The 26,045-nt window shown below is 60.5% G+C and carries 23 protein-coding genes and 1 pseudogene; 9 read left to right on the top strand and 15 right to left on the bottom strand.

Annotated elements, in window-relative coordinates; all coding sequences use genetic code 11:
- Positions 1-51: 51 nt before the first annotated feature.
- The 3 genes and pseudogenes from CYD26_RS02885 to CYD26_RS25765 all read right to left on the bottom strand — a co-directional run.
- A complete protein-coding gene (locus tag CYD26_RS02885; protein ID WP_102051760.1) occupies positions 52-1,755 on the bottom strand; it encodes a bifunctional diguanylate cyclase/phosphodiesterase in 1,704 nt (567 codons plus the stop codon).
- A 22-nt stretch (positions 1,756-1,777) separates the two neighbouring features.
- Positions 1,778-2,902 carry a methyl-accepting chemotaxis protein gene (locus CYD26_RS02890; protein ID WP_371917178.1) on the bottom strand — a complete coding sequence of 375 codons (1,125 nt, stop codon included), beginning with the start codon at positions 2,900-2,902 and terminating at the stop codon, positions 1,778-1,780.
- Positions 2,903-3,061: 159 nt separating this feature from the next.
- Positions 3,062-3,226, bottom strand: a pseudogene (locus CYD26_RS25765) (PAS domain-containing protein); the annotation flags it as partial.
- Positions 3,227-3,530: 304 nt separating this feature from the next.
- Between CYD26_RS25765 and CYD26_RS02895 the strand changes: the two are divergent.
- Positions 3,531-3,845: a helix-turn-helix domain-containing protein gene (locus CYD26_RS02895; protein WP_099775367.1), complete on the top strand. Its 315-nt coding sequence runs from the start codon at positions 3,531-3,533 to the stop codon at positions 3,843-3,845.
- A 119-nt stretch (positions 3,846-3,964) separates the two neighbouring features.
- Here CYD26_RS02895 and CYD26_RS02900 read toward each other — a convergent pair whose 3' ends face one another.
- Positions 3,965-5,419 carry a TrkH family potassium uptake protein gene (locus tag CYD26_RS02900; RefSeq protein WP_102051762.1) on the bottom strand — a complete coding sequence of 485 codons (1,455 nt, stop codon included), beginning with the start codon at positions 5,417-5,419 and terminating at the stop codon, positions 3,965-3,967.
- A gap of 36 nt (positions 5,420-5,455) precedes the next feature.
- Positions 5,456-5,722, bottom strand: a complete 267-nt coding sequence (locus tag CYD26_RS02905; protein ID WP_099775369.1) for a hypothetical protein — start codon at positions 5,720-5,722, stop codon at positions 5,456-5,458.
- Between CYD26_RS02905 and msuE (CYD26_RS02910) the strand changes: the two genes are divergently transcribed.
- Genes msuE (CYD26_RS02910) through CYD26_RS02920 form a run of 3 tightly spaced genes read left to right on the top strand, consistent with a single transcriptional unit; the run spans position 5,721 to position 8,680 of the window.
- Positions 5,721-6,284 carry an FMN reductase gene (gene msuE, locus CYD26_RS02910; protein WP_065760116.1) on the top strand — a complete coding sequence of 188 codons (564 nt, stop codon included), beginning with the start codon at positions 5,721-5,723 and terminating at the stop codon, positions 6,282-6,284. The two genes, CYD26_RS02905 and msuE (CYD26_RS02910), sit on opposite strands and share 2 nt — an antisense overlap.
- A gap of 9 nt (positions 6,285-6,293) precedes the next feature.
- The gene (gene ssuD / locus CYD26_RS02915) at positions 6,294-7,448 is read left to right on the top strand and encodes an FMNH2-dependent alkanesulfonate monooxygenase (RefSeq protein WP_102051763.1); all 1,155 of its coding nucleotides are present in this window, start codon (positions 6,294-6,296) and stop codon (positions 7,446-7,448) included.
- A gap of 44 nt (positions 7,449-7,492) precedes the next feature.
- Positions 7,493-8,680: an acyl-CoA dehydrogenase family protein gene (locus CYD26_RS02920; RefSeq protein WP_099775371.1), complete on the top strand. Its 1,188-nt coding sequence runs from the start codon at positions 7,493-7,495 to the stop codon at positions 8,678-8,680.
- Positions 8,681-8,802: 122 nt separating this feature from the next.
- Here CYD26_RS02920 and CYD26_RS02925 read toward each other — a convergent pair whose 3' ends face one another.
- The 7 genes from CYD26_RS02925 to msuE (CYD26_RS02955) form a co-directional block, all read right to left on the bottom strand.
- Positions 8,803-10,128 (bottom strand): ABC transporter substrate-binding protein, encoded by a 1,326-nt coding sequence (locus tag CYD26_RS02925; RefSeq protein ID WP_102051764.1) that lies wholly within the window; start codon positions 10,126-10,128, stop codon positions 8,803-8,805.
- An 84-nt stretch (positions 10,129-10,212) separates the two neighbouring features.
- Positions 10,213-11,280: a branched-chain amino acid ABC transporter permease gene (locus tag CYD26_RS02930; RefSeq protein ID WP_065760120.1), complete on the bottom strand. Its 1,068-nt coding sequence runs from the start codon at positions 11,278-11,280 to the stop codon at positions 10,213-10,215.
- A gap of 11 nt (positions 11,281-11,291) precedes the next feature.
- Positions 11,292-12,173: a branched-chain amino acid ABC transporter permease gene (locus tag CYD26_RS02935; protein WP_102051765.1), complete on the bottom strand. Its 882-nt coding sequence runs from the start codon at positions 12,171-12,173 to the stop codon at positions 11,292-11,294.
- 70 nt (positions 12,174-12,243) lie between these two features.
- Entirely contained in the window at positions 12,244-13,035 is a 792-nt protein-coding gene (locus CYD26_RS02940; RefSeq protein WP_065760122.1) for an ABC transporter ATP-binding protein, read from the bottom strand.
- Positions 13,036-13,050: 15 nt separating this feature from the next.
- On the bottom strand, positions 13,051-14,217 hold the full coding sequence (locus CYD26_RS02945) for an AMP-binding protein (protein ID WP_102051766.1): 1,167 nt from the start codon (positions 14,215-14,217) through the stop codon (positions 13,051-13,053).
- Positions 14,218-14,230: 13 nt separating this feature from the next.
- Positions 14,231-15,322: a dimethylsulfone monooxygenase SfnG gene (gene sfnG, locus CYD26_RS02950; protein WP_099775376.1), complete on the bottom strand. Its 1,092-nt coding sequence runs from the start codon at positions 15,320-15,322 to the stop codon at positions 14,231-14,233.
- 32 nt (positions 15,323-15,354) lie between these two features.
- Positions 15,355-15,918 (bottom strand): FMN reductase, encoded by a 564-nt coding sequence (gene msuE, locus CYD26_RS02955; RefSeq protein WP_102051767.1) that lies wholly within the window; start codon positions 15,916-15,918, stop codon positions 15,355-15,357.
- 402 nt (positions 15,919-16,320) lie between these two features.
- On the opposite strand from msuE (CYD26_RS02955), the gene CYD26_RS02960 reads away from it, so the two are divergent.
- Positions 16,321-17,565, top strand: coding sequence for an acyl-CoA dehydrogenase family protein (locus CYD26_RS02960; protein ID WP_065760126.1), 1,245 nt, complete (start codon positions 16,321-16,323; stop codon positions 17,563-17,565).
- A gap of 68 nt (positions 17,566-17,633) precedes the next feature.
- On the opposite strand, the gene CYD26_RS02965 is transcribed toward CYD26_RS02960, so the two are convergent.
- Entirely contained in the window at positions 17,634-19,040 is a 1,407-nt protein-coding gene (locus tag CYD26_RS02965) for an LLM class flavin-dependent oxidoreductase (RefSeq protein WP_102051768.1), read from the bottom strand.
- Between the two features lie 684 nt (positions 19,041-19,724).
- Between CYD26_RS02965 and CYD26_RS02970 the strand changes: the two genes are divergently transcribed.
- The 4 genes from CYD26_RS02970 to CYD26_RS02985 all read left to right on the top strand — a co-directional run bounded on the left by CYD26_RS02970 (position 19,725) and on the right by CYD26_RS02985 (position 24,035).
- Positions 19,725-20,051: a DUF485 domain-containing protein gene (locus CYD26_RS02970; RefSeq protein ID WP_065760128.1), complete on the top strand. Its 327-nt coding sequence runs from the start codon at positions 19,725-19,727 to the stop codon at positions 20,049-20,051.
- Positions 20,048-21,715, top strand: a complete 1,668-nt coding sequence (locus CYD26_RS02975) for a cation acetate symporter (protein ID WP_178081684.1) — start codon at positions 20,048-20,050, stop codon at positions 21,713-21,715. Before CYD26_RS02970 ends, CYD26_RS02975 begins: the two co-directional genes overlap by 4 nt.
- Before the next feature lie 108 nt (positions 21,716-21,823).
- Positions 21,824-23,089, top strand: coding sequence for an OprD family porin (locus CYD26_RS02980; RefSeq protein ID WP_102051769.1), 1,266 nt, complete (start codon positions 21,824-21,826; stop codon positions 23,087-23,089).
- A 160-nt stretch (positions 23,090-23,249) separates the two neighbouring features.
- Positions 23,250-24,035 (top strand): sulfite exporter TauE/SafE family protein, encoded by a 786-nt coding sequence (locus CYD26_RS02985; protein ID WP_065760131.1) that lies wholly within the window; start codon positions 23,250-23,252, stop codon positions 24,033-24,035.
- A gap of 151 nt (positions 24,036-24,186) precedes the next feature.
- On the opposite strand, the gene CYD26_RS02990 is transcribed toward CYD26_RS02985, so the two are convergent.
- Together CYD26_RS02990 and CYD26_RS02995 are read right to left on the bottom strand one after the other, a co-directional pair.
- Positions 24,187-25,509: a TRAP transporter large permease gene (locus CYD26_RS02990; RefSeq protein WP_102051770.1), complete on the bottom strand. Its 1,323-nt coding sequence runs from the start codon at positions 25,507-25,509 to the stop codon at positions 24,187-24,189.
- On the bottom strand, positions 25,506-26,039 hold the full coding sequence (locus CYD26_RS02995; RefSeq protein ID WP_065761740.1) for a TRAP transporter small permease: 534 nt from the start codon (positions 26,037-26,039) through the stop codon (positions 25,506-25,508). The genes CYD26_RS02990 and CYD26_RS02995 overlap by 4 nt, the downstream gene beginning before the upstream one ends.
- Positions 26,040-26,045 lie beyond the last annotated feature (6 nt).

Genomic DNA, 26,045 nt, shown 5'->3' on the forward strand with positions numbered 1-26,045 from the left:
CTGCGATGCAGGCGATGCCATCGGCGCCTGCATCGTCAACACCGCTGACGCCTATACCGTCAGCGGTGCCAGTGCAGCCCACTCCGCGGGCTGCACATAACCCTCGACCCACAGCGTCACATCGGCAGCGGGCATTGGCCGGGCAATGCAGTAGCCTTGCGCCATGTCACAGCCCAAGTCCATCAACAACTGACCATGTTCAACCGTTTCCAGGCCTTCGGCGATCACCTGACGGCCGAACGCCCGCGCCAGGCTAATCACCGCGCGGGTCAAGGCCAGGTCATCCTGGTCGTGGAGGATGTCACGAACAAACGACTTATCGATCTTGATCGTCTGGGTTGGCAGCCGCTTGAGGTAACTCAGCGATGAGTAACCTGTGCCGAAATCATCCAGGGAGAACTGCACACCCAGCTCCTGACAGGCATCCAGGCATTGGCTGACCCGCTGAATGTTCTCGATGGCCACCGATTCGACGATTTCCAGATCCAACATGCTTGGCGCCACCGCTGCGTGGCGGGCCAGCAGTCGTTTCAACCGCTCGACAAAGTCCGAACGCTGGAAATGCCGGGCCGCAATGTTCACGCTCACCGACCAGCAGAAACCCTGCAGTTGCCATTGATGCATTTGCGCCATGGCCTGATCGATCACCCATTCACCGATATCGACGATCAGGTCAGTCTGCTCTACCAACGGTAAAAACTCCGCTGGCGACACCAGCCCCTTGACCGGATGCTGCCAGCGCAACAACGCCTCAAAGCCAATCACCGCACCGGTGCGCATATTGACCTTGGGCTGGTAGTACAGGCACAACTCACCCTTGGCCAACGCCTGGCGCAAGCGCTCAACGGTCTGGTGGGTGGCCTTGACCTCCTTGTCCAGCGAGACGTCAAACACGTGGTAGCGGTTACGCCCACTTTGTTTGGCCACATACATGGCCTGGTCGGCATGACGCAGCAAGGTGTCGGCATCGTCATTGTCGAGCGGAAACAGCGTCACTCCGATGCTCGCGCTGACTCTCAAGTCCTGACCGTTGATGGCGTAAGGCGATGCAACGGCGGCGAGTACCCGCTGCAGGGCAATGTGCAGACGATAGTGGTCGTGAACGTCACGCAGAATCAGCACGAACTCATCGCCTGACAACCGCGCCACGGCGTCACCGCCGCGCAGGATACCCTTGAGACGGGCGGCCACCTCGACCAGCAACAAATCACCACTGGCGTGACCATAGCCGTCGTTCACCGCCTTGAAACCATCCAGGTCAAGCATGCACACTGCCAGCTGCGTGCCCTCTTGCCGGGAAAAATCCAGTGCCTGGGTCAACAGGTCAGACAGGTAGGCTCGGTTGGGCAAACCGGTGAGCACATCGTGGCTGACCCGCCATTGCAGGGTGCGCAGCAACTGGCGCTTCTCGCTGACATCGAAACGAATCGAGACATACTTGCGTACCTTCCCGCTCAGCGGGTCCATCAATGGCACCATCGTACTGTCGACCCAGTACAACGAGCCGTCCTTGGCGCGGTTGCAGATCTCGCCTTTCCAGACCTTGCCCATTACCAGGGAACGCCACATCTCCTGGAAAAACTCCGGATCATGCAGGCCCGAATTGAGGATACGGTGGTTGGCCCCAAGCAGCTCTTCGCGGCTGTAGCCGGAAATGCTGCAAAACTGTTGGTTTACGTAGGTAATCCGACCCGTCAGATCGGTTTCGGAAAAAATCGCGGCCGCATCGACGGCCGCGCGGTAGTTATCGTCCATGACGTCCTCTGCACCCTGCCGGCTATCGATTGAATCGCTCGACCAGAGCGCGCAGGCCCGAAGAAATGCGCTCCAATTCACCGCCCCGTGTCGCCGCGGCATTGGCATTCTGCGCGGTTTTCTGCACCGTGCTGGCTACCGTATTGATCTGCCGCGAGACATCTTCGGCGACATTTGACTGTTCCTGAGAAGCAGCAGCCATCTGATGGCTCATGTCACTGATACGCTCTACGGCTTCGCGGATACCTTGCAAGGCACGCTGTGCTTCCAGCACCTGCGCAACCCCCTGCTCAGCTTCCTGAATACCCAGGTTGGCGATGCTCACGGCCTCCTCCGCACCCGTACGAAGGCTTTCAATGACGCCCTGAATTTGCAGGGTCGACTGACGGGTCTTGCCGGCCAATGCCCGCACTTCGTCAGCCACCACCGCAAAGCCGCGCCCTTGTTCGCCGGCGCGAGCGGCCTCAATGGCAGCGTTGAGCGCCAACAGGTTGGTCTGTTCGGCAATCGAGCGGATCACGCTCGCAGCCATCATGATGTCCTGGGTCTGCCCGGCCAGGTTTCCGACTGCCTGGTTGATCTGGGTGACCGTACTGGCCAGCAACTGGATCGCTTCGCGGGTAGTACCGGCCACCTGACTGCCCTGATCGGCCAGGAGGTTGGCGGTTTGCGCTTCACCTGCCGTTTGCTGCACATGCTGGGCGACCTCAGCGATGGACGCGGCCATCTCGGTCATGGCCGCTGCCGTCATGTCGGTTTCGGCACGCTGTTCGAGCAACGCCGACTCCGTGCTGCTGGACAACCGACTGGAATCGGTCGCTGCCTCAGCCATCTGCCTGGCCAGATCGCTCAAACGTGTGAGGGCTGTTTTCAACCGCGCCTCTTCACTGATCAGGATCATCTGCAATTGAGCGCTCGGCCCCACGGCATCGGTATAGGTCAGTGCCACGATCGGGTCGGCAAAGGTATTGGGCGTAGACTGCACGATCTGTTTAAGCTCGCGCCCAAGGCGGCTGTGGCCATAAAGACCAACCAGCCCGAAAAGCCCAAGCGTGGCGCCCTGGCCAAGCAGACCGGGAGCGGCCTGGTTTACCGCAATGCAAACCCCGGCAGCCAGCACCGGCAACGCCAGTACCTTGCCGATCACCGCAGCGCGGCGCAGCACTGGCACGGCGGGCTTGCCTTCACGCAAGCGCGCATACAGCGTCTCGGCACGCTGCACCTGCTCGCGGGTTGGCTTGACCCGCACAGACTCGTACCCCACCAGGCGCCCATCCTCGAGCACCGGCGTGACGTAGGCACTGACCCAGTAGAAGTTGCCGTTCTTGCAGCGGTTCTTGACGATCCCCATCCAGCTCTGGCCGGCCTTGAGGTACTGCCACATCTGCTGGAACACCTCTGGCGGCATGTCCGGGTGACGTACAAGGTTGTGGGTACTACCGATAAGTTCTGCCTGACTGAAGCCGCTCATGGCGGCGAATTCGGCATTGCAGTAAGTGATCTTACTGGTGGTATCGGTTGCGGAAACAAGGCGTTGATGTTCCGGAAACGTCTGTTCGACAGAGGTTACCGGCAAATTGAGACGCACGTTAGAACTCCGTTAGTGGCGGTCGTAATCCTGGATCCAGTCCATGTTGAACCAGGCATTCAGACTCTTGTCTGACAATCCAATTCTACGAATTACATCACGTTTATGACAGTAATGTTACAGAATCTGGCGTTGCCTAGCTCGACCAAATACCGTTAAGTTCTTGATTCTAAATGGGAATTAAGCGATGACAATTTCAGGTTTGGGTTCAGCCATAAAGCGCTACCGCAAGGTGGCAGGGCTTACTCAGGCTGAATTCGGCGAGAAAACCGGTTTTGATCCCAAAACCATCAGCCGCTTTGAAACCGGCTCCTACACCCCAAGCGTTGAAGCACTGTTCAAATTTGCCGAAGTGCTGGGTATAAAGCTGAAAGCTTTTTTCTCGGAGTTGGGCGATGAAGACGAGCAAAGAGCCTATCTGTTCAACGTCGTACACAAAGCCCCCCCAAAAGACCTGGGAAAGCTGATCGCGGCGGTCGATATGGCCCTGTCCAGGCGTTAACGCCAGCAACAGCAAGCAGACAGGCTTATCGCTAAGCAGCGCTGCCCCATTTTGGGGGCGCGGAGTATATCTGATTCAGCCCCCGGATGGGGGCTGAGGCTTGGCAGCGCCCCGCGTTTCTAGAAGCGCCAGAACGACGGTGTGAACAGCACCAGAACGGTGAGAATCTCCAGGCGCCCCAGCAGCATGCCCACGGTCAGCAGCCACTTCGCAGCATCGGGCAGTGAGGAGAAGTTACCGGCCGGCCCGATCACCGGCCCCAACCCAGGCCCCACATTGCAGACGGCCGTCGCCGCTCCGGTCAGTGCAATGGTCCAGTCCAGGCCGATCAGGGCCAGCCCCAGCGCAATGGCGGCGATGGTGGTGGTAAAGAAAAAGCAGAAGGTCAGCAGCGAACGCACAATGTCTTCATCCAGCGGATGGCCGTTGTACTTGCTGCGAATCGTTGCGCGCGGGTGAATCAGTTGCGACAGGCTGCTATGCAGTAACTGGCCGGCGACCTGAAAACGAAAGATCTTCAAACCACCGGCGGTTGATCCCGAACAACCACCGACGAACGTCAGGTAGAAGAAGAACAACACCGAAAATGTGCCCCACAGGGTGTAGTCACCCAGCGCAACGCCCGTTGTAGTGACCACCGATGTGACGTTGACTGCCACCAGGCGCACCGCCTCCCACCATCCACATGGCCCGTTGAAATGCAGCCAGGTGCCGACCAGCAGCCAGGTCAACACCAGAAAGCCAATGAAGCCACGTACCTGATGATCCTTGAACAAGGCGCCTCTATTGCCCCGCAGCACCGCCACATACAACGTAAAGGGCAAGCTGCCGAGGATCATCACCCCTACCGCGACCCAGTGAATGGCCGGCTGCGACCAGTGCGCCAACGAACTGTCCGAGGTCGAGAAGCCACCGGTGGATATCAGTGACATTGAGTGGTTGATCGCCTCGAACGGCGTCATCCCCGCCCACCAGAACGCCAGGTAGCCAATCCCGGTCAACACGACATAGACCAGCAGAATGTATTTCGCCATGACATGGGAGCGTGGCAGCACTTTGTCCGACCAGTCCGACGACTCGGTCTGGAACAAGCGCATCCCCCCGACGCGCAGCAACGGCAGAATCGCTACCGCCATACCGATAAAGCCGATGCCGCCCAACCAATGCAACATCGAGCGCCAGATCAGCAAGCCCGGAGACGCGGTGTCCAGCCCGGTCAGCACGGTCGAACCGGTGGTGGTGATACCCGACATCGTTTCAAAAAACGCATCCGTGTAGCTGATATCCCGTATGAACACCATCGGCAGCGCCGCAAAGGTACAGACCACGACCCAACTGGCCGTCGTCAGCAAATACATGTCTCGCGGGCGTAAATGAGCGTCCTCGGGACGCCCTTGTGCGACCAGCGCAATACCGGTGAGAAAGGTGATGACACCTGAACGGACAAATGCAGAAAGCCCGTCCTGCTGCTCATAAAGCATCAAGGTGAACAGAGGGATCGTCATGCTCACCGCAAGGGTGATGAGGAAGACACCGAGGATGAAACCAATCAAGCGGATTCTGGCAACTGACATGTATGGGCTCTGACTGAATGGCGCGCGCAAGTATCGTTATAGCGCAGCACACAGACGCGTAAAGAATCCGTAAAATTCAGTGGCTTCACGCCTCATACTGCCACCGCCCGCGCAGCCACTGTTGCGCCAACAACAGCAGCGAAACTGTTGGCCCAGCAACAGCCATTCAACAGGGCGCACTTCAAGCAACACTTGAGCACCCCGCAAAAAGCTCATAACAAGCTGATAAATAAAGACTTTCAACACATGGAACAACTCTTGCTCCTGCCCCTGCACCTTCAACAGCAACGGGCCTGTAGCCATGAGCACTCCAATCAAAGTCGTCGCCGTTTCCGGTGGCACGTTCCGCCCTTCGCGCACACTGGTTCTGACCCAGGCCATCCTGGCTGAACTGGCGCAACAACTGCCCATCGAGAGCAAGGTCATTGAACTGGGGGATATCGTCCGCCCACTGGGTGGCGCGCTCTCGCGTAAAGAGCTGCCGGAAACCGTAGAGCATGAGCTGCGCGCAATCGAGTCCGCCGACCTGCTGATCGTCGCGGCGCCCGTCTACCGTGGCACCTACCCCGGCCAGTTCAAGCACCTGTTCGACCTGATTGGCCAGGATGCCTTGATTGATACGCCAGTACTGCTCGCCGCAACCGGTGGCAGTGAACGCCATGCGCTGGTCATCGACCACCAACTGCGTCCGCTGTTCAGCTTCTTCCAGTCGGTCACCCTGCCGATCGGGGTCTACGCCGCCGAAGCCGATTTCAGCAACTACCAGATCACCAGCACGGCCCTGCAGGCACGTATCCGCCTGGCCGGGGAAAAAGCCGCCGAGCAGCTCAACGGCCACCGCGCTGTTCTACGTAAAATTGCCTGAGGCGCCGACATGAATGTTTTCTGGTTTCTGCCCACCCACGGCGACGGCCATTTGCTGGGTACCAGTGAGGGCGCCCGCCCCGTCACCCTGCCCTACCTCAAACAGGTAGCCCAGGCCGCCGACAGCCTCGGTTACTACGGCGTACTGATACCCACTGGACGCTCCTGCGAAGACTCCTGGGTAGTGGCCTCTGCCCTGGTACCGCTGACCGAACGCCTGCGTTACCTGGTAGCGATCCGCCCCGGGATCATTTCGCCGACGGTCTCTGCACGCATGGCCGCGACCCTTGATCGCTTGTCCGCAGGTCGCCTGTTGATCAACGTGGTAACCGGCGGTGACCCGGACGAAAACCGTGGAGATGGCCTGCATCTGAGCCACAGTGAACGCTATGAGGCCAGTGGCGAGTTCCTGCATATCTGGCGGCGTGTGCTGCAGGGCGAAGCCGTGGACTATGACGGCAAGCACCTGCAAGTACAAAACGCCAAGGCGCTCTACCCGCCCGTGCAAAAACCCTATCCACCGCTGTATTTCGGCGGCTCTTCCGACGCAGCCCACGAACTGGCCGCCGAGCAGGTGGATGTCTACCTGACCTGGGGCGAGCCACCGGCGGCTGTCGCCGAAAAGATCGCCGATGTCCGTGCCCGCGCAGCCAAACATGGGCGCACCGTGAAGTTCGGCATTCGCTTGCATGTGATTGTCCGCGAGACCGCCGAACAAGCCTGGCAAGCAGCCGACAAGCTGATCGCCAACATCAGCGACGAAACCATTGCCGCCGCGCAGCAGTCCTTCTCGCGTTTCGATTCCGAGGGGCAACGGCGCATGGCCGCGCTGCATGGTGGTCGGCGCGACCAACTGGAGATCTACCCGAACCTCTGGGCGGGCGTTGGCCTGGTGCGTGGCGGTGCAGGCACGGCCCTGGTCGGTGACCCGCAACAAGTGGCCGGGCTGATCAAGGAATATGCCGACCTCGGCATCGAGAGCTTCATCTTCTCCGGCTACCCGCACCTGGAAGAAGCCTATCGCTTTGCCGAACTGGTCTTTCCGCTGCTGCCGGATCCCTATGCGAGCCTGGCAGGCCGCGGTGTCACCAACCTTTCAGGCCCCTTTGGCGAAATGATCGCCAACGACGTGCTGCCCACCCAGGCAACCGCGCAACCAGCCTGATGGACGCGCCTCAAGCCCCCCCTACCCCCCGATGAGGACAGCCTGTGACTGCTATTCATCAATCCGCACGCCTGACGCCACTGCAGATTGCCCAAGCGCTGGCCAGCACCTTCGCCGAAAGCGCCGCGGAACGTGACCGCCTCGGCGGCACACCGAAAGCCGAGCGCGATGCACTGCGCCAGAGCGGCTTGCTGGGCTTGATCATTCCGACGCAATACGGCGGCCTGGGCGCCAACTGGACAGAGACGCTGAACATTGTTCGCGAATTTGCCAAGGTCGACAGCTCGATCGCTCACGTCTTTGGCTTCCAGCACCTGATGCTGGCTACTGTGCGCTTGTTCTCCCGGCCAGACCAATGGCAACCGTGGTTCGAGCTGACAGCACGCAACAACTGGTTCTGGGGCAACGCCCTCAACCCGCTGGATACCCGTACCGTCTCGAAAAAACTCGCTGGTTGGCGTGAGTTCTCAGGGCGCAAAAGCTTTTGCTCGGGCTCGGCCGACTCGGAAATGCTGATTGCCTCGGCGCTGGATGAGTCCACCCAGGGCAAACTGCTGATTGCCGCCATCCCAAGCGGGCGCACCGGCATTACCCTGCACGGAGACTGGGACAACATTGGTCAACGGCAAACCGACAGTGGCAGTGCGACCTTTGAACGGGTACGGGTCGAGGAAAACGAGTTGCTGCTCGAGCCCGGCCCCTTGAGTACGCCCTTCGCCTGCCTGCGCCCGCTGATCGCGCAGCTCACCTTCGTCAACATGTTCCTTGGCATTGCCGAAGGCGCCTTCGTCGAAGCCCGCAACTACACCCTCAAGGAAACCCGCCCGTGGTTCAAGGCCAAGGTTGAACACGCCAACGAAGACCCTTACATCCTCGGCCACTATGGCGAGTTCTGGGTCGGCCTGGAAAGCGTGCGATTGCTCACCGAACGGGCGAACGCGCTGCTCGATCAGGCCTGGCGCAAGGAGCATCAACTGCATAGCGTAGAACGCGGTGAACTGGCCGTCGCCATCGCAACCGCCAAGGTGGCGGCAACACGCATCGGCCTGGACCTGACCAGCCGCTTGTTTGAAGTGACCGGTGCCCGTTCCACCCACGCGGCCCTGCGCCTCGACCGCTACTGGCGCAACCTGCGCACACAGTCTCTGCATGATCCTGTGGACTACAAACTGCAAGAGCTGGGTGACTGGGCGCTGAATGCTCAACTGCCAACCCCGACGTTCTACTCCTAGGGTGGTGGCCTCGCGTCTTCGCAGCGGTTCATCAACGGCGACCCGGTCGTTGCCCCAGACAACACCGGGACAACACCACCGGAACAACACCGGGGCACATGTGCCCCGGTGTCGATGCAGCATCAGGAGTCTTTGCTGCAGTCGCGCGGGATGATGCCTTTCTCCTTCGCGTACTTTTGTGCAGAAGCTTCGATGATTGGCCGCAGTAGTGCGCGGTCGGCCTGCACCCAATCGCTGATCAGGTTCCACTTCTCCCCATCCCACTGCTGGAAGCGCACGGCACCGCCGCCCTCATGGTCGGAGCAGGACAGTTGCAGGGGTTGCACCAGGCCTAGCGCGCCCAGTTCCTTGAGCCGCGCCTCATCCAGCTTCAGGTGCTCAAAGCCCCAGCGCACCTGCTCGCCGCTCAATGGCTTGTGGCCGTACTTTTCCTGCGCCAGGCGTACCGCCTCGACGTTGAGGATGCCGTTCACCACACCCAGGTTGTAGTAGACGGTCCCGAAGCGTTTTGGATCGGCGAGGTCGCCATGACCGGCATCGATAACGTCCTTCTTGATCCCTTGCGTCACCGGGAACGTGGTCCCGGAGGGGTGCGTGGTAATCGAGATAAAGCCCTTGGCTGCAGCCCCTGCCGGTGCGGCGTCTTCCTCGGAGTTACTCCAGATGTTGCCGATGATTCGGTCCGCCGGGAAGCCGACCTTCTGCGCGCTCTTCAAGGCAACCGGGTTCATGACACCCCAGCCTCGCAGAATGACCCAGTCCGGCTTGGCGCGACGGATGTTCAGCCACTGCGATTGCTGTTCGTTGCCAGGGTGCGGCACCTCCAGCAAGGTCAGGGTAAAGCCATACTTGTCGGCCAACGCCTGCAGCACCTCATTGGTCTCCTTGCCATAGGGTGAACCATGGTAGAGCGTGACGATCTTCTTGCCACTCAACGTGTCCAGGCCACCCGACTGCTGGCCGATGTAGTTGATGATCGCCGACACTTCGGAATACGGGTTCAGTTGCAACGGGAAGGCATAGGGGAACACGCTGCCATCGGTAGAGTCCGTGCGCCCGTGGTTGATGGTGATCAAGGGCAATTTGTCTGCCGTCGAGCGGTCCAGGGTGGCGTAGGCAATGCCTACCGAGAGCGGGTTGGTCGCAGCGGCCGGCGCCCCGTTCAAACCGTTCTTCAGGCGTTCATAGCACTCAACGCCCTTCTCCACCACGTACTCGGTTTCGCACTCGCTCCAGGTCAACTTGACGCCATTGACCCCACCATTGGCGTTGACGTACTTGAGGTAATCGATAAACCCGCCAAAGAACCCGGTACCGCCTGCCGCGTAAGGGCCAACACGGTAGCTTTGCAGCGGGAAGTACTGCTCGCCATCGGCCTTGGCGATGAAGGCAGTGGCACTCAAGCTCACGGCCAGCGCGAGGCTGCTGAGCAAAGATCGTTTGAACATCGCGTGTTTCCTTGTCGAATCGTTGAGCTATGGCTTGCGCCTGAAGGGTGAACTGCGGAGCACGCTCCGCCTGCAGGGATTCGCTCAGTAGCGCAGCGGCCATCGCCGTGCGCGCTCGCGAAAGCGTTGCCAGAGGCGCGCCAGCCCCTCTGGTTCCTTGATCAGGAAAAGGATGATCAGTGCGCCGAACACCATCTTTTGCAGGTTCTCGACCTGCCCGGCATCGATCAGGCCCGCAGGCAACAGCCCGGCCAGGTTCGAGAGCAGGATCGGGAACAGCACGATGAACGCTGCACCGAGGAAGTTGCCGAGCAAGCTGCCCAGGCCACCGATAATGATGATGAACAACACCTGGAATGAGCGGTTCAGGTCGAAGCCATGCGGCTCTACCGTACCCAGGTAGGTGAAGGCCCACAGTGCGCCGGCAATGCCGAGGAAAAAGCCGCTGATGGCAAAGGCCAGCAGCTTGGTCTTGAGCAGCGGAATACCGATGACTGCAGCGGCAGTGTCCATGTCGCGCACCGCCATCCAGTTACGCCCCAACTCACTGCGCACCAGGTTTTTGCCCAGCCAGAACAGCACCACGACCACCCCAAGCGTGAACAGGTAACGGCCCGCCGGCGAACTGAAATCGACCCCCATGAGGTGTAGCGGCGGCGCACTGATCACCCCAGAGGCGCTGTCATTGGAAAACCAGCTGAACTTGGTCAACGCCCATTGCACGAAAAACTGCGCAGCCAGGGTGGACACCAGCAAGTAGAAGCCTTTGATGCGAAGGCTGGGCAAACCGAACAGCAACGCCGTCAGGGCCGCACAAACGCCGCCCAGCACAAGGCTCAGCAGTAGCGGCAAACCCGGTACTCGCAGTTCGATGTTGTAGGTAGCAAAGGCCCCTACCGCCATGAAGGCCGCCGAACCGAGGGAGAGTTGCCCGGCATAGCCCGTCAGCAAATTCAGCCCAAGCCCGGCCAGCGACAACACCAGAAAAGGAATCAGGATGGCACTGAACCAGTAGTCATTGCCCAGGTAAGGCACCGCCACAAAGGCAAACAGCAGCAGCGCCAGCAATGCGTGGCGATCCTGACGCAAGCGGAACACTCGACGATCCTGGGCGTAACGGGTACTGAACTGACCGGCTTCGTTGTACAACATGGCACTCTCCCTCAAACCCGCTCAATGGCACGTTCGCCAAACAATCCGGCTGGACGCACCAGCAAAAACAGCAACGCCAGGACATAGGGGAACCAGTTCTCGATCCCCCCGCCCACGAACGGCCCGAGGTAGACCTCGGCAAGTTTCTCGCTGGCGCCGATGATCAAGCCGCCGACAATCGCCCCACTGATCGAGGTGAACCCGCCAATGATCAGCACCGGCAAGGCCTTGAGCACGATGAGCGAAAGGGAGAACTGCACGCCCAGGCGAGCGCCCCAGAGCAGCCCGGCGACCAGGCCGACAAACCCTGCCACGGCCCACACCACGGCCCAGATGTGCTGCAAGCGAATGCCCACGGCCAAGGCTGCGACGGGATCGTCGGCCACGGCCCGCAACGACAGGCCAATACGGGTCTTGCTGAACAGCAATGACAGCACCAGTACCAGCAGCGCTGCCGTGGCTGCCGCAAACAGGTCGAACGAAGACAGCAACATGCCGCCCAACGCCAACGGCTCATCACTGATGCCCAGGTCAAGGCCGTGCACCTGCGCGCCCCACAGCGCCTGGGCAAAACCTTCGATCATGTACGACAGACCGAGCGTGGCCATGAACAGGGTGATCGGTGAGCGGTTGACCAACGGCCGCAGCACCACCCGCTCAACCGCCAGGGCCAACAGCACCATCGCCGCCAGGGTCACCACAAACGCCAACCAGAACGGCAACCCGCGCTCCAGCAAACTGACAAAGGTCAGCGCGGAGAACAGCACCATCGCGCCCTGAGCGAAATTGAACACGCCGGAGGCCTTGTAGATCAGCACAAACCCGATGGCCACCAGGGCATACATCACCCCGGCCAGCAAACCGCCGATCAGTACTTCAAAGAAAAAATACATGTCGTTTCCTGCTTTTCGGGCAATACGAAGCCAACCGCCCAACGCAGGACGGCAAACACGTAAACGCGCGTTAGTGTCGGGTACCGAGGTAAGCAGCAATGACCTCAGGGTCTTGCCGGACCTGATCCGGCGGGCCATCGCCAATCTTGCGGCCGTAGTCCAGCACCACCACATGGTGCGAAATGCCCATGACCACGCCGATGTCGTGCTCGATCAAGACCACGGTGGTACCGAATTCGCGGTTGATGTCGACGATGAAACGGCTCATCTGCGCCTTCTCTTCGGCATTCATTCCGGCCATTGGCTCATCCAGCAACAGCAAGGTAGGTTCCGCGGCCAAGGCACGGGCCAACTCAACCCGCTTTTGCAAACCGTAGGGCAAGGTGCCGACAATCGCATCACGCCACGGCTGGATCTGCAGAAACGCAATGACCCGTTCTGCCGCAGCGCGCTGAAGGTCATCTTCAGCCGCGACTCGCCCCACCCGCAGCACTTGCTCCAACCAAGTGCTACGCCGTTTCAGGTTGCGCCCGGTCAGGACGTTGTCGAGTACCGTCATGCCCTTGAACAGCGCGATGTTCTGAAAGGTCCGGGCGATACCGCGTTGCGCCGCGTCGTGAGGACGCATGCGGCGCCGCACCTGGCCGGCAAAATGAATGTGACCTTCCTGTGCCTGGTACACACCGTTGATCACATTCAACAACGAACTCTTGCCGGCACCGTTAGGCCCGATCAAGGCGCAGATCTCACCGGGCGCGACCGAAAAGCTGATGCCGGTAACCGCCTTGACGCCCTTGAAGGACAGGGAAATATTGTCCAGCGCCAGTAGCGGCGCCGGAACAGCAGAGTGGCTTGTGGACATCGTTCGCTCTCCTCATCAAGCCAATTGTGGATGGTCGTCAATCCAACCACTGATACGGCTGGCAGGCTCACTCGGCGCCACCTGCCAACGTGCGGGGTCTGGCCAGGCACGCACACGAATGTCCAGCGCGGCAAAAAAGGCCTGCGCTGGTTCTGCCAACGGCTCCCCGACCAACAACGGTGCCTGTATGCGGCTGAAGCCAAGGATGTCGCGCAGCGCACGCCGCACCAGCCAGTAACCGAGCACACGCCTGAGTACGCCCGGATGCGCCGCCAGCGCCCAATCCACCAGCCGCCGCTGCCAGGTGCCCTCATCCGGCAGACGTGCCAGCACCTCCTGGTGCAAACGGCCATAGGTCTCCCGGGTCCCGGCCACCAAGGTTGGCCCCAGCTCACGGCGATCGCGGTCACGGTCACGGGTGTGCAGGCTCTCGGGGAAGTTCAGGCGAAACCCGGCAATCAGCCACGGCGCCAGCAAGTAGCGCGCCTGACCACTGGCGGCAAAGGCCCGGGCGGCCAGTGCTTCCTCGCCCGGCCCAAGGTGTTCAAGCTGTACCAGACGCGCCCCTTCGCGCACCAGCTCTGCATGGCTGATGCGCTGCAATTCGATGTGCTGGCCCTCATGCAAACGGTAAAAGATGAAGGCGCTGCGCTCCGTGCGCGCCTTCAGCTTGAGCGCCGGGTCGGCCGCCCGTGCCACAAGCACGGCATAATCGAGCGCTGTTTCTGCATGCTCGGCGGCCAAGCCTCGACCATCGGCATAAAACAGCAGAGCAGCATTCAGATTCGCCGCACCGACCTGCGCCAGTTCCTCAGCGCCTTCAGCAAAGAAGTAACCAGGGTTCAGCTCACGCAACAACTCAACCTGAGCAGCACCGCCCTGCAACGGATCGAACAACACCGCAACACCGCCCAACCATTGCGCAGCGAGTGCCGCGATCAGGGCTTCCGGGCGTGGACGGCTCAACACCACGAGGGTATTCGCCTCGGTAAAACCACGCAGTTGAAGCGCCGAGGCCAAGCGACGGACTTCATCTGCCAACTGCTGCCAGGTACGCACCTGCCAGACACCCAGATGCTTGTGCCGCAGGGCCAGACGTGTACCGTGGTCAGCCGCCTGTCGCTGCAACCATTCAGGCAAGGTGCCAGGGGCATCAGGGCTGTGTTGCGCAAACTGAACCATAACGACTCCCGCCTCAGGCTACGGCCTTGTCGACCAAACGCCGGGCTTCCAGTTCACGGACCAATGGCAGTACCTTGCGCCCGAAGTACTCGACTTCCTCCTGGAAGTGCAGGAAACCACCCAACACCAGATCCACCCCCACGGCTTTCAGAGCGACGATGCGTTCGGCGATCTGCTGCGGCGTACCAATCAGGTTGGTCTTGAAGCCATCGTTGTACTGCACCAGGTCCTCGAAACTGGACTTGGCCCAGTTGCCTTCGCCTTCCGGGCTGGCCTTGCCGGCTTGCCGCGCCGCATCGCCAAAGGCGTTGACCGCTTCCGGATCGGCCTTGTCGATGATCTCGGCGAGCACCGCGCGGGCCTCTTCCTCGGTGTCGCGGGCGATGATGAATGCGTTCACACCGACCTTGACCGTATGGTTGTTCGCCGCAGCCTTGGCCTTGATGTCATCCACCTGAGCCTTGATGCCGTCTACGGTATTGCCGTTGGTGAAGTACCAGTCAGACACCCGTGCCGCCATATCGCGAGCGGCCCGCGAGCTGCCACCCTGGAAGATCTCTGGATGCTGCTGCAGTGGCTTGGGCCGCAAGGTGTAGTTATGGAAGCGATAGAAGTCACCGCGCTGGGTGAAGTTGTCGGTGGTCCAGATACCTTTGAGTGCAGTGATGAACTCTTCCGAACGACGGTAGCGTTCATCGTGTTCCAGCCACGGTTCGCCGATCGCGGTGAACTCACCCTTGAACCAGCCCGACACCACGTTGATGGCCACCCGCCCACCCGTCAGGTGATCGATGGTCGCAATCTGCTTGGCCAACAACGCCGGAGTCCAAGGCCCTGGCAGTACCGCAGCAATCACCTTCAGGCGCGTGGTGGCGGCGAGCAGTGCATGGCTGAAGGTGACCGATTCATGCTGGTACTCCGCGCCATAACCGGCGGTGAAGCGGATTTGCGACAGCGCATACTCGAAGCCGGCGTTCTCGGCGATTTGCGCGAGCTTGCGGTTGTAGTCGATGTCCCAGCTGGTGCGCTGTTCGATCTTGCTGACCACCAGACCACCGCTGACGTTAGGCACCCAATAGGCAAACTTGATCTGTTCTTGGCTCATTGCAGGTACTCCATTGAGTTGAAAGGGCTGAATCAGGCTGCGCTGGCGTTGCGCTGAAAACGTGGGCCGAGGCTTGCGACCGCAGCCTCGACCGCCCGCTCGATACGCTCGCGCAGCTGCGTGTTACTGATGTGGTAGTTATCGAAATCGGCTTCTGCGGCGTACACGCCAACTGGCAGGCTGAGCGCCTGGAAAAAGCCGAACAACGGTCGTAGCTGATGGTCGATGATCAGGGCGTGGCGCTCCGAACCACCGGTGGCGGCCAACAGCACGGGGACCTGCTTCAAGGCCTCGTGATGAACAAAGTCGAACAGGTGCTTGAACAGGCCGGTATAGGACGCGCGGTACACCGGGGTTGCCGCAATCAGCAAATCGGCGCTTTCGATGGCCTGCAGGTCTGCCTGTACCGCGGCGGGCAAATCCTCACGGCGCAGCACACCGGCGAATTGCGGGCCGACCTTGGCCAGCTCAATCAGTTGCAGCTCAATGGGCAACTGTTGCGCCAGCTCTGCCACCAGCGCGTTAAGCAGCACCAAGGTGCGTGAGGGCTGTTGCACGCTCCCCGAGACTGCGACGACTTTCAGTATTCTGCTCATTGATCGACCCCTGCCTGGACATGCCACCGCGGCATCCACACAAGGGCTATAGCAGCAACTGTGCCATCGTATTAATTACTTATATTTCAATGACTTAACAGAAATCAGCGAACATCGCTCGATGTACCGCAGCAGGCAAGCTGCTGATCATCTGTTGCCGGGCAAACACTTGCGCGCAGCAGGCCATTGCCGACATGCCTGCACAGCCTCCTGACGCAGCTGTTGCCTGGGCAGCAGCAGTTCCACAACGTGCCCGCCAGCCGACATCAGAAAGCAGCCAGAACGTGCCAGACACCACGGATTACGGGCCCTTCCATGCTGGGCATGGCCTGTGCATTACACCGCAGGACAGCGACCAGACCGGTTCGCGGCTTTGTTTAATGCCCTCACAGGAGCGACAGCATGACTGCCCAGCAACAGCACATTCCGCACCCCCTCTCCACCGGAACCGACTATGAGCAACTGGCTGCGCGATTCCGGCCGATTTTCACCCGCATCGCCGCCGGCGCCCTCGAACGCGAGCGCACCCGCAGCCTGCCCTACGAGCCAGTAAAATGGCTCAAGGAAGCCGGCTTTGGCGCCGTGCGCGTACCGGTGCAATACGGTGGCGCCGGCGCCTCATTGCCACAATTGTTCCAACTGCTGATCGAACTGGCCGAAGCCGACTCCAACCTGCCGCAAGCCCTGCGCGGCCACTTCGCCTTTGTCGAAGATCGCCTCAACGCTCACGCCAACACGCCACAGGACGTCTGGTTCAAACGTTTTCTCGACGGCGACCTGGTGGGCAATGCCTGGACCGAAGTAGGCGCCGTGAAGCTGGGGCAGGTGATTACCCGTGTCTCGCGCCAAGGCGATCAGTGGCGGGTCAATGGCACCAAGTACTACAGCACCGGCAGTATCTTTGCCGACTGGATCGACCTCTATGCCCAACGTGACGACACTGGCGGTGATGTCATCGCTGCGGTTCGTGTCCAGCAACCCGGCATTACCCTCAGCGACGACTGGGACGGTTTTGGCCAGCGCACCACTGGCAGCGGCACCTCGGTGTTCGATAACGTTGTGGTCGAAGACGAAAACCTGTTCGACTTCGCCACCCGCTTCAAGTACCAGACAGCGTTCTATCAGTTGGTACTGCTGGCGGTACTGGCAGGCTCCGGTCGCGCAGCCGTGCGCGACATCGCCGAAGAAGTGCGCAAACGCACGCGCATTTTCAGCACGGGCAATGCTGCCGCGGCCAGTGACGATGCCCAGGTTCAGCAGGTGGTCGGCAAGGCTTCGGCCCAGGCCTATGCCGCCGAAGCCACGGCACTGCGTGCTGCCGCTGCCGCGCAGCGCGCCTACGAGAGCCACTTTGGCAATGATGCTGAAGCTGAGCGCGCAGCCAACATCGCCGCCGAACTGGAGTCGGCTCAAGGCCAGGTCGTCATTGCCGAGCTGGTCCTGCGCGCCACCAGCGACCTGTTCAACGCCCTCAGCGCTTCAGCCACCAGCACCAGCAAACTGCTCGACCGTCATTGGCGCAACGCCCGCACCGCCGCCTCGCACAACCCGCTGATCTACAAGGAACGGATCATCGGTGACTGGGAGATCAACGGCACCGAACCACCGTATGTCTGGCAGATCGGTGGTGGTGCTAAACAGGGCTGAAGCAAACGCCCCCTCGTCACATCGACGAGGGGGCGGCTCAATCATCGTGGCCTGTTATCCCGCCGGGATCAGGCCAGTACTGAAGCGTCTTCTTCACGTGCCGCCAGCGCGGCGAGATCGCGGTAATCGGCAGCAGGATGGTTCTGCGGCAAACGCGAGCCTTCGCCGAAGAGTTTTTCGCGCAAGGTGCCGGGAGCGTACTCCGTCTTGTAGACACCACGCTTCTGCAACTCTGGCACCAACAGCTCGACCACATCGGCGAAGGTTTCATGAGCCAGGGCATAGGCCAGGTTGAAACCATCCACGTCGGTTTCCTCAACCCATGCCTGCAACTCATCCGCCACCGTTTGCGCACTGCCCACCAATAGCGGGCCGAAGCCGCCAATGCCCACCCAGTCGGCCAACTCTTTTACGGTCCATTGCTTGTTCGGGTCGGCCGTGGAAAACGTTTCGACCGCCGACTGAATAGCGTTGGTATGGATGTGCTTGAGGACCTGATCCGGTTGGTACTCGGAAAAGTCGATGCCGGTCCAGCCCGAAATCAGGGCCAAAGCGCCTTCATAGCTGGTGTACGACTTGTAGTCCTGCCACTTGGCCTGGGCCTGGGCATCGGTTTCGCCGACGATCACCGTCAGCAGGTTGAAGACCAGCACCTTACGCGGATCGCGACCGGCTTCGGCAGCACGCCGACGAATGTCCGCCACAGTCTTCTTCAGCAAGATTTTCGACGGTGACGCAACAAACACACATTCAGCATGCTCAGCCGCGAACTGCTTGCCACGGCTGGAGGCCCCCGCCTGATACAGCACCGGAGTGCGCTGTGGAGACGGCTCGCAGAGATGAATGCCCGGAACCTGGAAATGCTTGCCGGCATGCTTGATGCCATGGATCTTGCTCGGGTCACTGAAAATACGCCGCTCACGATCACGCTGTATCGCACCCTCCTCCCAACTGCCCTCAAACAGCTTGTAGAGCACTTCAAGGTACTCGTCGGCATAGTCGTAACGGGCATCGTGATCGCTTAGGGCTTTCTGCCCGAGGTTACGCGCACCGCTGTCCAGGTACGAGGTGACAATGTTCCAGCCAATACGCCCCTTGGTCAGGTGGTCGAGGGTGGAAAGGCGGCGGGCAAACGGATAGGGGTGCTCGAAACTCAACGACGCGGTCAGACCGAAACCCAGATGCTCGGTCACCAGCGCCATCGGGGTGATCAGCGCCAGCGGATCGTTGACCGGTACCTGGGTCGATTGACGGATCGCCGCATCGCCATTGCCGTTGAACACATCGTAGATACCGATGACATCCGCGATGAAAATGCCGTCGAAACGGCCACGCTCCAACAACTTGGCCAGGTCGGTCCAATACTCCAGGTCCTTGTACTGCCAGGAACGGTCCCGGGGATGCGCCCAGAGGCCAGGAGACTGATGACTGACGCAGTTCATCTCAAAAGCATTCAAACGAATTTCACGGGGCATGGGAGTTCTCCAGTACGCAACAGGTTCTACGCCACATCAGGCGCTCTTGCCGAGTACGTCTCACAAACCATGCCAGCCACTTAGTTCTTTATTATCAATAACTTATACAAACAAAACGATCGAATGCCTGTGCAATCGGCGACACCTTGTTGATCCACTGTACGTGAGACAACAGCAAGCCCATGTGTTTGCAGCAAGACAGCACATGCCGGGCGGAAGCCGTAAACCCTGAATTTTCGAGGCAAAATATATAGTACTAATACTATACAACGCAGGTAGTACTTCCATAACTGACCGACATTGTTATATAAGGTGCGCGGAGCCATCTGCGCTGCTTCCCTCCGACAAGGGTGCAGCAAACATCAAGAGCTAATAATCAGCCACCGGGTGCCAGTTATGTCGATCTTCACACAGGGACCAGTCCCTGCACGCGCGCGTCTTATTACCTTCAATACGCTCTACCCGAGCGAACCTAGCGCCGGCTTTCCCCACATTCCCCCGTTTTGATCAGTCGATTCCGAGTGAGCTGAAACGCTGCGCGACATGATTCCGCCGGCGTAACACAGCACTCGACGCTTACCCGTTTTTCCTGGCGAAAGGCTGCTGCCCATCGCCACGACGCCGTGCACCCAAAAAACGGCTGCAGGGCACACCAGGCAATAAAAAAAACAAGGAGCCACACCGATGAAAAACGCTGAGCTGTCCCATGCGCAGAGTTGCGACCGCATCCGCGCCAACCCCAAATTCCAACGCCTGGTACGCAGCCGTTCGCGCCTGGCCTGGTCATTGAGTGCCGCCGTGCTGGGCGCCTACTACCTGTTCATGCTGGTGGTCGCGTTCTACCCGCACGTACTGCATGCCCCTCTGGCCGAAGGCCGCCAACTGACGGTAGGGATCCCGGTCGCGGCCGCAATCATCGTGCTGTCCTGGCTGCTCACCGGCTGGTACGTGCGCAGCGCCAACACCCGCTTCGACGCACTGAGTGCCGACCTGCTGGAGGAGTTGAAATGAGCCGTCGCCTCGCCTCCCTTGGCCTTGCCAGCCTGCTGCTGGCACCGGCCGCCGCTTTCGCCGCCCCCCTCGTCGTGGCGGAAAAACAGCCGATCAACCTCCACGCCATCGGTATGTTCTTCGTGTTCGTCCTTGGCACCTTGATGATCACCTGGTGGGCTGCACGGCAAACCAAGTCGACCTCGGACTTCTACACCGCTGGCGGCGGCATCAGTGGTTTCCAGAACGGCCTGGCGATTGCCGGTGACTACATGTCGGCGGCCACCCTGCTCGGCTTGTCCAGCCTGGTCTTCGCCAAAGGCTATGACGGCTTCATCTACACCGTGGCGTTCTTCGTCGGCTGGCCGATCATCACCTTTCTGATGGCCGAGCGCCTGCGCAACCTGGGGCGCTACACCTTCGCCGACATCGTCTCGTACCGTCTGGACCAGACCAAAATCCGCACCTTCGCGGCGTTCGGCTCGCTCACCGTGGTGTGCTGCTACCTGGTCGTGCAGATGGTCGGCGCGGGTCAGTTGATCAAGCTGCTGTTCGGCCTGGACTACTCCACCGCCGTGATGGTGGTTGGCGTGCTGATGCTGGTCTATGTGATCTTCGGCGGCATGATCGCCACCACCTGGGTACAGATCATCAAGGCTGTACTGCTGCTGGCCGGCGGCACGACCCTGGCCCTGCTGGCCATGGCCGAGTTCGGCTTCAGCTTTGAAACCCTGGCAACCCGCGCGGTTGAAGCCCACGCTACGGGCTGGAACATCATGGGCCCCGGCTCGATGCTCGCCGACCCGATCAACGCAGCTTCGCTGTCGCTTGGCCTGGTGTTCGGTATTGCCGGCCTGCCGCATATCCTGATGCGCTTCTTCACCGTGCCGAACGCCAAGGAAGCCCGCAAGTCGGTGTTCTTTGCCACCGGCTTCATCGGTTTCTTCTTCCTCGTGGTCATGGTGCTGGGTTATGCCGCGATTGTGATCGTCGGCACTGACCCGCAGTTCTATGTCGGCGGCGACCTCAAAGGCGCCCTGATCGGCGGCGGCAACATGGTTGCCATGCACCTGGCCAAGGCCGTGGGGGGCAACCTGTTCCTCGGCTTCCTCTCGGCCGTGGCTTTCGCCACCATCCTGGCCGTCGTGTCGGGCCTGGCCCTGGCCGGTGCGTCGGCGATCTCCCACGACCTGTATGCCACCGTACTGAAGAAAGGTACCGCCAGCGAAAAAGACGAGATGCGCGTAACCCGTATCGCCACGGTCGGCTTGGGCATCATCGCCATCCTCCTGGGCATCCTGTTCGAGAAGCAGAACGTCGCCTTCCTGGTGGGCCTGACCTTCGGCATCGCCGCCTCCACCAACTTCCCGGTACTGATCATGGCCATGTACTGGAAAGACCTGACCACCAAGGGCGCCCTGGCCGGTGGTTTCGTCGGCCTGGTCACCGCCCTGACGCTGGTGATCCTGTCGCCTGCGGTCTGGGTGTCGGTGCTTGGCAATGCCCAGGCGATCTACCCGTATGACCACCCGGCACTGTTCTCCATGCCACTGGCCTTCCTGGTGATCGTGCTGGTGTCCAAGCTCGACCGCAGTGCGCAAGCCGCCCGCGAACGTGCCGCATTCGACGACCAGTTCGTACGTGCCCAGACCGGCCTGGGTGCCGCCACGGCAGTCGCCCATTGATCCGCGTAAACCGCTGACCGTATCACCTGCAACCACCTGCACCGATCGCAACCGCGACCGGTGCAGGCCATGCCGTACCCCATTCAATAACAATAAAAGGGCTTTACCATGTACCGCACGCATCCCATCGCTACCCGCCTTTTGGTTTCGGCAACGCTGGCCGGCCTCTGCGCACCTGCCAACGCAGAGTTTCTCAAGGACAGCAAAGCCAACCTGGAGCTGCGTAACTTCTACTTCAACCGCGACTTTCGCCAGCACAACGCGCCTCAAAACAAGGCTGAGGAATGGGCCCAGGGCTTTCTGCTACGCTATGAGTCCGGCTTCACCGAAGGCACGGTCGGCTTCGGCGTCGATGCCATCGGCCTGCTCGGGGTCAAACTCGATTCAAGCCCGGATCGCAGCGGCAGCGGCCTGCTGCAACGTGACCGCGAAGCACCACACCGCGCTCAGGACGAGTACGGCGAACTGGGCATGACCGCCAAAGTACGCGTCTCCAAGAGCGTACTGAAAGCCGGCACGCTGCTACCCAAGCTGCCAGTGCTGATGGCCAACGACTCTCGACTGCTGCCGCAAACCTTCGAGGGCGGGCAACTGAACTCGCAGGAAATCGACAAGCTGAACGTCGACCTCGGTCAGGTGCGCCAGGTGAACCAGCGCGACTCCACCGACTATGAAGACATGGCCATCACCACCGGTGGGGCGAAGAACATCAAGGCCCGCAGCACCAACAGCGACCAGTTCAACTTCGCCAACCTCACCTACAAGTGGAGCGACAGCCTGAACACCACCTATGGCTACGGCGGGCTGGACAACTTCTACCGCCAGCATTTCCTTGGCCTGAACCACGTACTGGCACTGGGTGAAGGGCAATCGCTGAAAAGCGACCTGCGTTTCGCCCGCTCCCTTGATGAGGGTGGCAGCAACGTCGACAACAAGGCATTTGGCGCGATGTTCACCTACGGTATCCAGGGCCACGCCTTTGGCCTGGGGTACCAGCGCATGAGCGGCGACACCGGTTTTGCCTACATCAACGGCGCCGACGCGTACCTGGTGAACTTCGTACAGATCGGTGACTTCGCCAACAAGGACGAACAGTCCTTGCAGGCACGCTACGACTTCAACTTCGCCAGCGTGGGCATTCCCGGCCTGACCTTCATGACCCGCTACCTGCAGGGCGACAACATCGACCTCGGCGCCGGCAAGCCTGAAGGCAAGGAATGGGAGCGCGATACCGATATCGGCTATGTGGTCCAGAGCGGTACGCTGAAAAACTTCGGCATCAAATGGCGCAACGCTACCGTGCGCACCAACCACTTTGGCAACAAGCTGGACGAGAACCGCCTGATCCTGAGTTACAGCATCGCGCTGTGGTAACGGCCGCGGCCATCACCTGACGCAGCAACAGGGGCATTGACTCCAATGCCCCACTCAACATCTGGTTATAATCTAATAGCACATAATTATATTTGGCTATAAAAAAAGCCGTTATGCTTCTCGCGCCCCGCTCACAGCTCGTCTGGTGCTTAGATAGATTATGGATGCAGGTTACTTAGGTTTTTCCGTTGCAGGCTTGGTTGTCGGTTTCATCGTCGGCATGACCGGCGTTGGTGGCGGATCGCTGATGACTCCGATCCTGCTCTGGTTCGGCATCAACCCGGCTACGGCGGTAGGCACCGACCTGCTCTACGCTGCCATCACCAAGGGCAGTGGCGTCTGGGTTCATGGCAAGAACAAGAACATCGACTGGAAAATCACCGGCTGGCTCGCGCTCGGCAGTGTTCCAGCCGCAGCGCTGACACTCTGGTTCCTCACCACCCTGCACACTGACACCCAGGCCTTGAACGCGGTGATCAAGCAGGGCCTGGCCGTGGTACTGGTACTGACGGCACTGGCGATTCTGTTCAAAAGCCGCCTGCAGGCCTTCGCCAGCAAACACGCCGGCGACCACTACCACCTCAGCGACAAGACCCTGAACATCCTGACCGTGATCACCGGCATCGTGCTTGGCATCATGGTTTCCCTGACGTCCATCGGCGCTGGCGCCTTGGGCACCGTGGCACTGTTCCTGCTCTACCCGTACCTGGCTACCCGTCGCCTGGTCGGTACCGAAATCGCTCACGCCGTGCCCCTGACCCTGGTCGCCGGCCTCGGCCACGCCAGCATGGGCAACATGGACTGGACCCTGCTGGGCTACCTGCTGCTTGGCTCGCTGCCCGGGATCTACATCGGCAGCCACCTGACCGGCCGTATCTCCGACAACGTACTGCGCCCGTGCCTGGCCTGCATGCTGCTGCTGATTGGCTACAAACTGGCCTTCTGATCACGATCCAAGCGCCGCCATCGCAGGCAAGCCTGCTCCAGCAGAACCCGCGCCAGCTGTAGGAGCGGGTCTTGCCCGCGATGCAAACACCGCGCACTCACTGACACCCCGCCGACGCCATCGCAGGCAAGCCTGCGCCAACAGGTAGCCGTTAGAAACTCAACAACCACAAGCTGAGAGCGGGGAACGCGACCAGCAACACAATGCGCAGTAGGTCCGAACACAGGAACGGGACGATACCTATCGCGGTTTCACTGTAAGGCACGTCGCGCGCGGTGCGCTGGACGATGAACAGGTTCATGCCCAGCGGAGGGTGAATCAGCCCGATCTCCACCACCATCAAGGCCAGAATGCCAAACCAGATCGATTTTTCCGAGGCGTCCAGGCCATAAAAATCCAGGCCCATGATCATCGGATAGAAGATCGGGATGGTCAGCAGAATCATCGCCAACGAATCCATCACACAGCCCAGCAGCAGGTACAGGCCAAGGATGACGGCCAGCACCAGCATCGGTGCAAGACCACTGTTGATCACCCACGCGGCCAACTCCGTGGGCATCTGGGTCAGGGCCAGGCCGGAGTTGAGCAGGTCTGCGCCCAGCAGCACGAGAAAAATCATCGCCGAGGTTTCTGCCGTACCCAACAGGCTCGCCCGAATACCGTCCCAGCGCATGCCACCTTGCTGAACCGCAAGGATGCCGCAGGCCGCCGCACCGATCGAAGCCGCTTCGGTGGGGTTGGCCCAACCACCATAGATGCCGACGATCACCACCAGGAAAACGCCAATCACTGGCGACACCTGAACCAGTGCCTTGAGCCGCTCCACCCGCGTTGCCTTCGGCGACACCGTGGCCTGGCTTTCGTCACGGGAGACCATGATCCGCAACACGATCATGTAACCGATGATGGCAACAACCCCCGGCACGATCGCCGCCACAAACAGCTTGGCAATCGATTCCTGGGTCAGCACGGCATAGATGATCAACGGCACCGACGGCGGAATCAGGATACCCAGGGTGCCACCGGCAGCAACGGTCGCGGTCGCCAGACGACCGGAATAGTTGTGCCGGCGCAACTCGGGCAATGCCACATGGCTCATGGTCGCTGCCGTGGCCAGGGACGACCCGCAAATCGCCCCGAAACCTGCGCAAGCACCAACCGCCGACATGCCCATGCCGCCCTTCCAGTGGCCGATGAACGCCGACGCACAGCGAAAGATCGAACGTGACAGGCCACCGTGGGTGGCGAACTGGCCCATCATCACAAACAGCGGGATGACTGCCAGGTCGTAGTTGGACAGGCGCGAATAGGCCAGATCATTGAGGGTGAACAACAGGCTCGACAGATCGCCGTTGTTCACCGCCCAGAAACAGGCCGCGCCACCGATCAGCATGGTGATGCCGATGTGCACACGCAGTAACAACAGCACCATGGTAATGGACAGCGCAATCAGACCCAGGCTCAGACCGCTCATGCGCGACCTCCCATACGGTGGAAAATGTCGGCAATACGCGCCAGCGCGCACACACCCAATAGCACCAGGCTAGGCACGATCAGCATTAACGGAATCCACAGCGGGAACGACAGCAATGTGGTGACATCGCCGTTTTCATGGTTGTCGAACATCTGCTGTGTGGTGCGCCATGCCATAATCCACGCCACGGCGCAGCAAAGCAGGTGCGCCAACACATCCAGCAGGTCACGCACCCGTGCTGGCAACCACTGGGTCAGCGCATCGACCTTGATGTGCTGACCGCGCAGCTCGCACAACGGCAGGAACGCAGCGATGGCAAAGGAGGCACCCACCTCCATCAACTCCATGTCCCCCCGGATCGGCGCCGAAAACAGCTTGCGCCCGACAATGGACACCAGCGACATGCCGATCAATGCCATGAACGTCAGCCCGCCGGCCAGGGCAAAGCCCTGGGCCAGCTGCATCAAGGCCCTTCGGCCACTCCCCTGTGTTACGTCCGAGGCGACGTTGAAGTCCAAGGATTCGTTCATGGGCGG

This window comes from Pseudomonas sp. FFUP_PS_473 (genome assembly GCF_002858665.1).
Lineage (GTDB): Bacteria > Pseudomonadota > Gammaproteobacteria > Pseudomonadales > Pseudomonadaceae > Aquipseudomonas > Aquipseudomonas defluvii.